The sequence below is a fragment of the Acinetobacter sp. 778_lipA genome, from assembly GCF_058242985.1.
The window spans coordinates 1,077,183-1,089,295 of record NZ_JBZAYT010000001.1 but is presented as its reverse complement, the minus strand read 5'-3'; the positions used below and the strand labels follow the sequence as shown (position 1 = coordinate 1,089,295).

Here is a 12,113-nt window from a genome sequence, read left to right as displayed (position 1 = left end):
TGTTATTCTCCATTACCATTGGCTGCATCAACTGCAACCACATGCTGAACAAAAATTCCTGGGGTAATAATATGCTCAGGATCGAGCTGACCCAGTTCAACCACCTCTGAAACCTGTGCAATGGTGACATCTGCAGCCATCGCCATGATTGGACCAAAGTTACGTGCTGATTTGTTATAAACCAAGTTGCCCCAACGGTCGCCTTGATGTGCTTTAATCAATGCAAAGTCTGCTTTAATCGGATATTCAAGTACGTAGTCTTTGCCATCGATATGACGTGTTTCTTTGCCATCTGCCAATAAAGTACCAAAGCCTGTTGGGGTAAAGACTGCACCTAAACCCATCCCTGCGGCTTGAATACGACAGGCGAGATTACCTTGAGGAACCAGTTCCAGTTCGATCTTGCCCGCATGATAGAGTTCATCGAATACCCAAGAGTCAGACTGACGGGGGAAAGAACAGATGATTTTACGGACTGCACCTGATTTAAGTAGTTTCGCCAGACCGTAATCGCCATTGCCTGCATTGTTATTGACAATCACCAGATCTTTAACGCCAAGTTCAATCAGCCCATCGATCAGCTCTGCGGGCTGTCCTGCTGTTCCAAAGCCACCAATCATAATGGTTGCACCATCTTTGATTTGGGATAGAACCTCAGTCAATGAGGTGGCATTTTTATCAATCATCTGACTACTTCCTGTACTTTGAATCACTCATTCATTTCATCCTAGAAACCGATGAAACTAAGCCGAGTGTTTTGTTCGGATTTCTAATCTTTATTCTTGATAAATTTTGTATTTACTTCTAGGCTTAAAGTTAGATTTTGTTCGATCATTATTTTTTATGTTCGATGATCGAACATTATCCCACTAAAACGGTCTGATTTGGATTGAGTAAAATTTTAATGTAATTGGCTTTAAATTAAGGATCTGCGTTATGGACGATGAACACAACAAAACTACCCGATTAATCCATCATTCTGAAAATAAAAAGATTATTCGCCATGAAGATTTTATTGCAGGGATTGCAAAAGGGTTGGCGATTTTGGAATGTTTTGGGCCTGAACGACATCGCTTGAATATCAGTACTGCGGCTGAAAAGACAGGAATGACCCGAGCAGCAGCGCGTCGCCAGTTACTGACCTTAGAGTACTTAGGCTATTTAGACTTTGATGGACATTACTATTATTTAACTCCCAAAATTTTAAAGTTCTCTGGTGCTTATTTAGATGGTTCACCTTTACCCAAAATTTGCCAACCTTTATTAAACTTATTGACCAATCAGACTTCGCTGATTTACTCGGTGATGGTATTAGATGGTTATGAGGCAATTACCATTGCACGTAGTGCCGCACATCAGCAAACAGACCGTGTTAATCCTTACGGCTTACATTTAGGCAATCGTCTTCCTGCACATGCAACTTCTGCGGGGAAAATTTTATTAGCGCATTTAAATGTGGAAGAACAAAAGCAATGGCTGACCCAGTATCCATTAAAACGTCTTACTAAATATACTTATACAGAAAGTGAGGCGTTTATCGAATTACTGCATGAGATTAAAGAACAAGATTGGTGTTATTCATGTGAAGAACATGAATTGGGAGTTCATGCTGTTGCGGTTCCAATTTATGACTCAAACGCGGTAGTTGTGGCCGCATTAAATATTGTCTCCCCCACTATGCGCACAACAAAAGATTATTTAATTACTCATATTTTACCGTTACTGCAAGAAACAGCACGTGATTTACGCCAAGTGATTTAATAGATATCTTGAACAAGTATATTTTTAGATCATTGCTAAATGAGCTAAACCTTATAAATCATGGAATTTAGACCATTTCATAAAGGTGAGTTTATCAAAATGTAGAGTTTGTACTGCGTATCTTGCATTTAAATTTAAATACATTTGAACAGACAATACTTCCTTTTTCATGGATAAAAAGATCTAATATTATTCAAGATTAGTGAGTTTTTGGGATTTCAGTGATGCTTCCCTGATCCATATAAACCACCTGTGCATTTAAATAAGCCAGCTCATCGGCATGATGGGTGACATAAATCATGGGTAATTGAGTTTCTAGTTTAACGCTATTTAGAAAAGGTAAAATTTGATCTTTTAATTTGTAGTCCAGCCCAGATAATGGTTCGTCCAAGAGCAATAAATCAGGAGAAGACAAGAGCGCGCGACCAATCGAAATACGTTGTGCCTCGCCACCAGACAATTGATAAGATGCACGTTGCAATAACAGCTTGAGTTGAAGTAAATCAACAATCTGATCAAAGCTAAATTTCTTGTTCTGATCTGGACACAAATTTTCTGCATATTTTAGATTTTGTTTCACATTCATATGTGGAAACAGCCATGCATTTTGGAAGACTAATGCGATTCGACGTTTGTGCATGGGTAAATTAATTTTTTTTTGATCGTCGAAAACACACTGCTGATTGAGTAAAATTGAACCCTGTTGTGGCTGTAACAAGCCGGTAATGTTTTTAAGGAATGTTGATTTCCCACTGCCTGATGCACCCATAATGCCCAGCAATTGTGTTTGCATTTGCAACTTTACCTTTAAATTAAACTCAGCATATTGAAATTGAAAATCACATTGCAGCATCTTTGCCTCCCAATTTTCGCTGATAATTCTGAAGAATATAAGCATTTGCAATCAAAGCACCAAAGGCAACCAATATGGATAAGATCACTAAACGCATAGCGCCCTGCTCCCCATCAGGTTGCTGAATCAGCGAGTAAATTGCTATAGGAATGGTCCGAGTTTCATCGGGAATATTGCCCACAAAAGTAATGGTTGCACCAAACTCACCTAAGCTACGACTAAAACACAAAATACTTCCAATTAAAATTCCGGGTAAAGCCAAAGGTAGGCTGATACTGCTAAATACCCGTACAGGGCTTGCACCCAAAGAACCTGCAACCTGTTCCAGTTGCTGATTGATCATTTGAAAAGATAGCCGAATGGGTTGCACCATCAATGGAAAAGCCACGATCATGGAGGCTAAAACAGCTCCTTTCCAATTAAATGCCAATTGAATACCTAACTGATTGAGATATTGTCCAATCCAGCCATTGGCACCAAACAGGATTAAAAGCAAATAACCTAAAACCACTGGAGGTAACACCATGGGCATTTGTAACAGTGCTTCCACCACAAACTATAATCTAAATTGATAACGTGCCAAAATCCAAGCGAGCATGATTGCAAATGGTAGACAGAATAAAGTTGCAATGAAGCCCACTTTCACCGACAAATACAATGCACTCCACTCTTCTGAACTTAGCATAAAGTAGGATCCTATAAACCAAAACCATACTGAACAAAAATCTTTTTAGCTTGCGCATTTTCTTTTAAATAATGGTTAAATTTCACTGCTGACTGATTGTTGATACCTTGTTGTGTCAAAGCAAGCGGATAGACAATTGGATGATGGCTGTTGCTTGGAAAAACTCCTGAAATTTTGATTTTTTTACTGATCAATGCATCGGTCTTGTACACAATCCCCACTTGACACTCACCACGTTCAACAAATGCCAACGCTGAACGAACATCATCCGTCCCCACTATTCGACCATTTAAACTGTTCAGCCAATTGAGTTTAATCAGACTTTGCTTGGCATATTTACCTACTGGCACAGACTCCATTTGCCCTGTGCATAAATGCCCTTGAAATGATTGGGCAAAATTAAATGTAGGCACAGCTTTAAACTGTTGTTTGCTTTGCAAAGGGCTAATCAACACCAATTGATTAAACAAAAATGGTTTAACCTGATTTACCTGAATCTTCTGTTTTTGGACTAAATAATTCATCCAGTCCTGATCAGCAGAAAAGAAAATATCACTGGGCGCACCGGCCTCAATTTGTTTTGCCAGTGCTGAAGATGCACCAAAAACAGTCACTATTTTAACCTCTGGTTGCTGCTTCTCATACAATTTAGCAATATCTGTCACCGCATTGGTTAAGCTTGCTGCAGCATAAATTTTGATTGTTTCAGCGTGTAATATGCTCATACTCGGCAGAAAATACAGGCCCAAGATCATTTTTAACGACCTACGCATCTTTTATCCCCTAATCTTGAATAAATAAACCTTGGAGGACTTGCCCCTGTTGTATGTTTTGATCTGAGGGTATACGCACAATACAATTGGCATCAATCAGATTACTCAACATATGTGATTGCTGTTTAGTTAAACTCTTCAAACTTAATCTTCCTTGTTCAAATACAGCATGCATTCTTAAAAAGCGCTCTCGCGCATCAGACTTCAGCGCATGACTCATAACGCCTGTCATCCAATTGAGTGGATGCTTTTGCCCCTGTAAAGAATTCACTAGAGTCGCCACATAGACTTGCATACCGATATAAACCGCAGCAGGATTGCCGGGTAAACCCAATAGGTAACAGTGAGTTTGATCTTGTTGCTGTTCTTGTCCTTTTCTTTCTTGTCCTTGTTTTTTTTGTTGAGAATACTTGGCGAAAAGCATCGGTTTACCCGGCTTTTGTTTGACCTTCCAAAAAATTTGCTGAAAACCGAGTTTTAATGCTGCGGGACGAACAAAATCATAATCTCCTACAGACACTCCACCTGTAGTAATGATTAAATCGTATTGTTCCTTAAGACGATCAAACAACTGAATTACACGATGTTCGATATCTTCAACATGAATTAAATTAACTGTTTGATTTCGGGTTTGAAACCATGCGCGGATCATGGGTGTATTTGCATCAAAGATTTTGCCTGAATTTAAACATTCGATCATATCTGCAACTTCGTCACCTGTAACGACCACAGCAATTTTGGGATAACGATAAACTTCTACTTGCTTTACACCTGCCATACTGAGTGCTGCAATAACACCGACATTGAGTTTTTGTCCTACTGATGCAATTAATTGACCGAGTGCAACTTCTTCCCCAACATCTCGAATATCAGCATGACTGTTTAAAGACTCAGTGAGTTTTATATTGTGTAAATCGATGAGCTCAACAATCTCTTGTCGAGCAACCGTTGTGGTACCTGCTGGGATTTTTGTCCCTGTAAATATTCGAATCGCTTGCCCTTGTTTCAATTCGACCTCAACCCTTTGCCCTGCACGAATCTCTCCAATCAATTCGAATTTAGAATCTGTTTGAGTCACTGCACTTGCATTGATCGCATAACCATCTACCGCACTTTGCGAAAAAATGGGTAAATTAATTTCTGAAAAAATATCTGCTGCAACATAACGATTAAGCGCTTGGTTTAAGGGGATGGTTTCACTACCTAGACTTGGAGTGTGATCCACAAGTAACTGCAATGCTTGATCAACTGAAACCAAGCCTTTTTCATTGCCACAATCATGAGCGACCGCAATCTGATTCATTGATAGCCCCCAAGATGTGGAATATTTTTTTGCACATCAAAAAGATGTACCAAGGCTGGTAGAATGGCAATCAGTGACTCTTTAGCACCTTGGCGACTGCCTGGCAAAGTAATCACCAAACTATTGTCAATATAGCCCGCGACCCCTCGGCTGAGTGCTGCATAAGGGGTACGTCTTTGACCAAAACTACGAGAAGCTTCCATCAAACCTGGAATTTCACGTTTAAGTAAAGGTTGAATGGTTTCAACAGTTAAATCTTTAGGGCCTAATCCTGTTCCACCCACAGTCAAAATAAGTGGATAGTGATTCTTTTGTTGTTCAATTAACGCCAATAACTGTTCTGGAGAGTCGGCAATTACTTGATAATTCACCTGACTAAAATTGGCTTCTTCAAGAATTTCTAAAACATTTTGCCCAGCTGTATCAGGCTTTTTCCCTGAAGCCACGGTATCGGATAAGACAATAACCGATGCAGATAAAGTCTCTTTCAATACACGGGTAAAATGTGATTTACCGCCTTTTTTCAGTTGTAATTTACATTGGTCAAGGCATAAGTCTTCAGGTTCACAGTGCGGCTTAAGCATATCGTATAAGGTTAAGCCTGCTAGACTGACTGCCGTGAGTGCTTCCATTTCTACACCTGTAGGACCAATGGTTTCGACAGTCGCAATAATTTCGACATGTTTTTCATGCAACTCATATTCAACATCTGCACGATAGATCGGTAAGGGATGGCACAAAGGAATTAATTCATCAGTGCGTTTTGCTGCCAAAATTCCAGCAATACGTGCGGTTTTTAGTGCGTCCCCTTTTTCTGTACTTCCAGTGCGTAATAGTTCTATGCAATGTGCAGGTGCATATAAAATTCCTGTTGCTACGGCTGTACGGTAGCTTTCTGCTTTCATACTCACATTTTTCATTGCCTGTTCCTTCTCTTACGATATTACTTACATGGCCAGACATATTTAGCTGAGTTACTCAATCAGGTTTACATATGCCATTGGTAAATCGTCTGTTCACACTGGTTGCTCAGCAACATTTTCTGTTTTGCATCATGTTGTAGATTGTTCTGTGCTGTATGTCTGTGCTGTGAATCTTGGTAATGGGAATGACTTGGTAAAGAATGATGATGCTGCGCGGCTCCATGCCTATGCTCAAAATCGCGCCCACAACTATGCTCAGAATCATGTTGACTCAATGAATCCGTTTGTGTGGCTGTATCCTGTTCAACATAATCTTTCCGAATACAGCACCCAGCAACATATTGGCTACTACCATCTAAATAAAACTCCTCTTTCCATACAGGAACTTCGTGTTTTACTCGTTCTACCGCTTCTTCACATGCGGCAAAGGCTTCACGTCGATGTGCTGCATAAGCAATCGCAATAATGGCTTTTTCGCCGATATTTAAGGTACCAATACGATGAATCACCCGTACATAAGCCACAGCGAATTTCTGTTGAATCTCTTGCTCAATTTGACGAATCATTTTTTCTGAAACCGGCGCATAGCTCGTATATTTCAATGCTTTCACCGCTTTGCCTTCATGGTGATTACGTACTGTTCCAATAAAGATGCCAATACCACCGCATTCAGGAAAGTGTAGGATCGGATCAAAACTCTCCTGAGTTAAAGGAGTATCCTGAATCCTATTAAATTGCTTGAGTGTAGAATCAAATGTACTCATCTCAACCTCCTGCAACCGGTGACAGTAAAACAACTGTACTATCAGATGTTAATAGGGTCTGACGCGGAATAATGTCTTCCCCCATTGCACATGCACAGTGTTGAATCATTTTTCCTGCGTCTGGATATGCACGCACCACGTATTCTAAAACATCAGAAATGAGCATGTTTGACTCACATTGCAGGATTAAATCTGCTGGCAATACACGTTCAATTGCACCAAAGCATTCAATTTTTACCGTCATCTGCTGCGGTATATTCTTCAGTTGATTAACATTATTTGGCGTATTTAGAATTTTAAATTGATCTGACATATTAACCTCCAATCATATACATACTGATTTTTCGAGATGACGAATGTTTTGAATTTAGCTGTTGATGAATCTCATTAAAGCCTTGCTTTTTCTGCCAAATATAATCAGACAAAGTATCTTGTAATTGTCTGGGTTGCGGTAATTCTAGATTTATTGGCGAATATACAACTGCATTTGGTGAGTGACTTTGAACAAACTGAGTCTCAGCGAAATAATGTGAATCATGGTGCAATGCCTGAATTTGTGTTTTCAGGCTAATTCCCTTTGGAGCAAATAGGCAGTTATAAAAATCACCTTGTGCTGTTAACCGTATACGGTCACAAGTGCCACAAAATGAATTGGTTATGGTCGAAATGATGCCAATAGGATAATCATTAATAAAATACTGTCGTGCAGGCTCGGAAGATTGTCCTTGTTGTAAAGTGACAGTAAAGTCTTGCTTTAATTGCTCTAAAATTTCCTGCTCAGTGACAATATCGGCTTGCGTCCAAAGCCCCTCTCCATCTAAAGGCATAAACTCGATAAAACGCATTGTAAGATGCTGTTGAATGGACCAATGTGCTAAGGGTAAAACCTGATCATCATTGATTCCTTTGATCAATACAGCATTGATCTTGATTTTAAAACCTGCCTGCTGTGCTGCTGTAATGCCTTCTAATACTGGTTGTAACTCTTTTTGAGTCAAGGCCTTAAATTGTGCTTTATCTAAACTGTCCAAACTAATATTCAAATCATCTAAACCCGCTTGTTTTAACTGGGTTGCGTATTGTTTAAGGTAGTGTGCGTTGCTAGTCATTGAGATCCGTTTTAGGCCCAGTTTTTTTAATTTTTGTAGTTGATCAATGAAATGCACCACACCTTTACGCATTAATGGTTCGCCACCAGTGATTCGAATCTGCTCAATCCCATGTCGCACCATAAACTCGCAAAAAATATACAGTTCTTCAAAACTGAGTAAATTATGCTTTTTGATCCATTCTGGATGTTCAGGCATACAATAGACACACTTAAAATTACAGCGATCTGTCACTGAAATTCTGAGTTTGCGCTTAGTGCGACCATATTGATCGACAAAGGCGGCACCCTCTTCGTATTGTGTCATTGCATTCATATACACATCCCAAGCACTATTTAAGTTCAAGATTTTTTAATACTTAAAATCTGCGCTATTTTATTGACATTGAAATTGCAAAAAGTGTTCCAACTTTGATCATCTACAGCTAAATGTGAGCTAAAACCGATTTGACCTCTATTAAAAATGCCGAGATTTGCAAAAAATTAAGCAAAACTAAGCCAGTCAATTTAAAAACTTGAGCTGTTGGTATTGTTGTAATTCATCCAAAGAATTGATGCTGTGGAAAAACAGTGCATGATTCTCAAATAATGCTTCCTGAGCGTGCAAATCAGAAAAACATATCTTTAAACTGCGCTGTCCTTGTTCAAGATGAGTACAGATTCGATTGAAAGCGCTCCGTTTTAATAAACAAAATGGATATAACGCTTTACCATTGATATTGACGTAAGCCACTTCTGCCAAAGGATGACTCGCTAAAGTGACATGTAAGCGTTCAATGACCTCAGGTGGAATAAATGTCACATCACAGGGCACAAAAAGTACATAGTCAGATTCAACATAAGACCAAGCACTTTTAATTCCCATCAAAGGACCATAAAAGCCAGTTTCATCATCTTGATAGCAATACAAACTTGGAATAAGCTTCTGATAAATTGAATAATCGCGATGACTATTGACCCAGACCTGTGATACTCGGTTTTTTAATTGTTGATGGATCTTGATGAGTTGAATTTGATCATCAAACTTCTGTAACAGTTTATTGATCCCATTCATACGTCGCGCCTGACCACCGGCGAGAATCACAAGATCAGTTTGTGGATATTGCTTGGCTTTCTTGGGTTTTATAATTCTTTTCATAGAGTAAGCTCCGCTTGACAGGCTTTAATCAATCCGCGAATTTCAGGTAGACATGAACCGCAATTACCACCTGCTTTTAAACATGCAGTCACTTGTTTTTCATGATTGATATTGTTTTGTTTAATGGTTTCAATAATTCGATTTTTGCCTACCTTAAAGCAACTACATACCAATGGCCCCTCACTATCGCCTATTGACATGACTTGTCCAGCAAGTAAGGCTTTACGATGCATCGCACTTAAACGATCACGTTTAAACAAACTTGCGACCCAATCACGATCTGGTAATAATGCTTTAGGTGCGATATATAAACTTGCAATAAGGCGCCCCTCTTTTAGCACTACACTATGGCTGATATGTGCAGTTTGATCTTCCAAGTTAAGCCATTCAAAACTTTCATCCTCAAAGGGTAAAAGTTGCTTGAGATTTTGGGTGGTGTGGGTAAAACGACGACGATCTGCCAATTCATACCGCACTGCTTTGGCAGTCTGAATTTTTGTCCACCACACCGTATTTTCAATGCTATTTTTAACAATATGTTCAAAGCCTTCACGAACATAAAATACCCCTTGCCACTGGGTATAAAATGGCTGAATCAACACAGGGGTATGTTTGAATTCTGGCTCCCCTGAGATTGCGTCCACCACTGGATTGACCACTTTGCCAATACGTGCATCCGAAGCATATTGATCATTCCAATGAATCGGGGCGAAAATTTGTCCACGGCGGATATTGTCACTGAGTACAGCACGCAAGACACAATTGCCCCAATCCGATTTGATTTCGACCAATTCGCCTTCTTTCAAGCCATACTTCAATGCATCATTGGGGTGAATTTCACAAAAGGGTTCTGCTTTATGGGTGCTTAAATTGGCAGATAAACCTGTGCGAGTCATAGTGTGCCACTGATCTCGAATCCGTCCTGTATTGAGAATTAAAGGATATTCAGCAGTGCTTTGATGGACTGGATCTATCGCCATTGTGGCAATAAATTTAGCTTTGCCATCTGCATGACTAAATTGTCCCTGTGAAAACAATTGTGCGAATGCATGTTCAGTCTGATTGCGCATGATCACAGGCCATTGAATGGGTTCCAATTGATCATATTCATCTAATGAAAGATCAGTTAAACCTTGTAAATTGAAGTAACGAAAGCTTTGGGTATTTGATCGCGCATTAATCTCTGCGTTTTGATACGCAGATAACAGAGCATGTTCTTTAAAAATCTCGTGGCTATTTGCAAAATCAAAGCCAGTAAATCCGAGCTTTTGAGCCACTTGTGCCACAGCCCACCAATCCGCTTTGGCCTGCTCAGGCGGGTCTAAAAAAGCACGTTGTCTTGAAATACGACGTTCTGAATTGGTGACCGTACCATCCTTTTCTCCCCACCCCAAGGCAGGTAAGAGCACATCGGCAAACTGAGTAGTGTCGGTATCTTTGCAAATATCGGAGACTACAACAAACTCACAGCTGTTTAAAGCACGTTTGACCTGATCGGCATTGGGGAGGCTGACTACAGGATTGGTTGCCATAATCCAAATTGCTTTAATCTTGCCACTTTCCACTGCTTCAAAAAGATCAACTGCTTTTAATCCCATATGCTTGGCAATGCTTGGACTGTTCCAAAAATTTTGTACAAGCTGTTGATGTTGTTGATTGTCTAAGTCCATGTGTGCTGCCAGCATATTGGCAAGCCCACCCACTTCACGTCCGCCCATTGCATTGGGTTGTCCTGTCATAGAGAATGGAGCTGCACCCAACTTTCCAATTTTGCCCGTCAACAAATGACAATTGATGATGCTATTGGCTTTGTCCACGCCACGTGAAGACTGGTTTACCCCCATTGAAAATAGGGTCATGACTTTTTCAGTTTGGGCAAACTTTTCAAAAAAGAGTTGAAGTTTTTCTAGCGAAATTCCTGTTTTCACTGCAACATCTTGGATATCTGTTTCAGCTTGCGAACTTTTTAGTGCCGTATCTAGCCCTTGAGTATGTGCCTCAATAAATGCGCTATCCGCATAGTTATGTTGATGTAAATATTGTAATAGCCCATTAAACAAGCAAACATCTTGACCCATTAGAATAGGCAAATGTAAATCAGCTGCTTCACATGTAGCCGTAAAGCGTGGATCAATCACCACCACAAATAAATCACTTTGCTTTTGTTGTCTTAATTCTTTGGCTTGCATGATGCGTTGATACATCACGGGATGACACCATGCTGTATTTGAACCGACCAAAATCACCATGTCAGTATGTTCAAAATCGTCATAACTTGCAGGTACCAAATCCTCACCAAAAGCACGCTTGTGTGCAGCAACTGCCGAAGACATACACAATCTTGAATTGGTATCAATATTGGCTGTACCCAAATAGCCTTTAACAAATTTATTTACCACATAATAGTCTTCTGTCAACAACTGACCAGAAACATAAAATGCGACACTGTCACGACCATATTGCTCGATATAGTGTTGGAATTTATTGGCGATTAAACCTGTTGCGCTATCCCAATCTGTGACTTGCTGATGGGGATGACGTCCAAGCATCGGCTGTAAAACACGTGTGCCCAACCCCAGCGTATCAGCCAAATTACTGCCTTTAATACACAGTTTTCCGTAATTCGAGGGATGCTTAACATCGCCAACCACAGAAACTTTTTGTCCTAGCGTAGTGTCTTGCACTGTTGCTGTGACACCACAGCCTACACCACAGTAAGGACAAGTGGTTTGTGTGCTTGTGATCTTATATTCTGTGGAGCTCGGCAGTTCCATTACAGGGATACTATTCATTGCTGCTGTGCTC

Annotated in this window: 11 protein-coding genes and 1 pseudogene; 1 reads left to right on the top strand and 11 read right to left on the bottom strand. The window is 40.0% G+C overall.

Features of this window, described 5'->3' with window-relative positions:
- Nucleotides 1-2 precede the first annotated feature (2 nt).
- Nucleotides 3-686 (bottom strand): 3-oxoacid CoA-transferase subunit A, encoded by a 684-nt coding sequence (locus AC4CUY_RS05050; RefSeq protein WP_224965054.1) that lies wholly within the window; start codon nt 684-686, stop codon nt 3-5.
- 250 nt (nt 687-936) lie between these two features.
- On the opposite strand from AC4CUY_RS05050, the gene pcaU reads away from it, so the two are divergent.
- Entirely contained in the window at nt 937-1,761 is an 825-nt protein-coding gene (pcaU, locus tag AC4CUY_RS05045; RefSeq protein ID WP_336952606.1) for an IclR family transcriptional regulator PcaU, read from the top strand.
- Nucleotides 1,762-1,960: 199 nt separating this feature from the next.
- Here the strand turns inward: pcaU and AC4CUY_RS05040 are convergent, their stop codons facing one another.
- The 10 genes and pseudogenes from AC4CUY_RS05040 to AC4CUY_RS04995 form a co-directional block, all read right to left on the bottom strand.
- Complete coding sequence (locus AC4CUY_RS05040; protein ID WP_490773749.1) at nt 1,961-2,614, bottom strand: ATP-binding cassette domain-containing protein; 654 nt, start codon at nt 2,612-2,614, stop codon at nt 1,961-1,963.
- A pseudogene (gene modB / locus AC4CUY_RS05035) lies at nt 2,601-3,299 on the bottom strand (molybdate ABC transporter permease subunit). The gene AC4CUY_RS05040 and the pseudogene modB overlap by 14 nt, the downstream one beginning before the upstream one ends.
- An 11-nt stretch (nt 3,300-3,310) precedes the next feature.
- Nucleotides 3,311-4,054: a molybdate ABC transporter substrate-binding protein gene (gene modA, locus AC4CUY_RS05030; protein ID WP_419820727.1), complete on the bottom strand. Its 744-nt coding sequence runs from the start codon at nt 4,052-4,054 to the stop codon at nt 3,311-3,313.
- Nucleotides 4,055-4,082: 28 nt separating this feature from the next.
- A complete protein-coding gene (locus AC4CUY_RS05025) occupies nt 4,083-5,375 on the bottom strand; it encodes a molybdopterin molybdotransferase MoeA (RefSeq protein ID WP_336952612.1) in 1,293 nt (430 codons plus the stop codon).
- The gene (moaCB, locus tag AC4CUY_RS05020) at nt 5,372-6,295 is read right to left on the bottom strand and encodes a bifunctional molybdenum cofactor biosynthesis protein MoaC/MoaB (RefSeq protein ID WP_336952614.1); all 924 of its coding nucleotides are present in this window, start codon (nt 6,293-6,295) and stop codon (nt 5,372-5,374) included. The genes AC4CUY_RS05025 and moaCB overlap by 4 nt, the downstream gene beginning before the upstream one ends.
- A gap of 68 nt (nt 6,296-6,363) precedes the next feature.
- Nucleotides 6,364-7,062, bottom strand: a complete 699-nt coding sequence (locus tag AC4CUY_RS05015; RefSeq protein WP_419328462.1) for a molybdenum cofactor biosynthesis protein MoaE — start codon at nt 7,060-7,062, stop codon at nt 6,364-6,366.
- Between the two features lies 1 nt (nt 7,063).
- Complete coding sequence (locus AC4CUY_RS05010; RefSeq protein WP_336952616.1) at nt 7,064-7,375, bottom strand: MoaD/ThiS family protein; 312 nt, start codon at nt 7,373-7,375, stop codon at nt 7,064-7,066.
- Nucleotide 7,376: 1 nt separating this feature from the next.
- Entirely contained in the window at nt 7,377-8,486 is a 1,110-nt protein-coding gene (moaA, locus tag AC4CUY_RS05005; RefSeq protein ID WP_336952618.1) for a GTP 3',8-cyclase MoaA, read from the bottom strand.
- Between the two features lie 186 nt (nt 8,487-8,672).
- Nucleotides 8,673-9,308: a molybdenum cofactor guanylyltransferase gene (mobA, locus tag AC4CUY_RS05000; protein ID WP_336952620.1), complete on the bottom strand. Its 636-nt coding sequence runs from the start codon at nt 9,306-9,308 to the stop codon at nt 8,673-8,675.
- Nucleotides 9,305-12,100: a molybdopterin-dependent oxidoreductase gene (locus tag AC4CUY_RS04995; protein WP_419360905.1), complete on the bottom strand. Its 2,796-nt coding sequence runs from the start codon at nt 12,098-12,100 to the stop codon at nt 9,305-9,307. The genes mobA and AC4CUY_RS04995 overlap by 4 nt, the downstream gene beginning before the upstream one ends.
- Between the last annotated feature and the right edge of the window lie 13 nt (nt 12,101-12,113).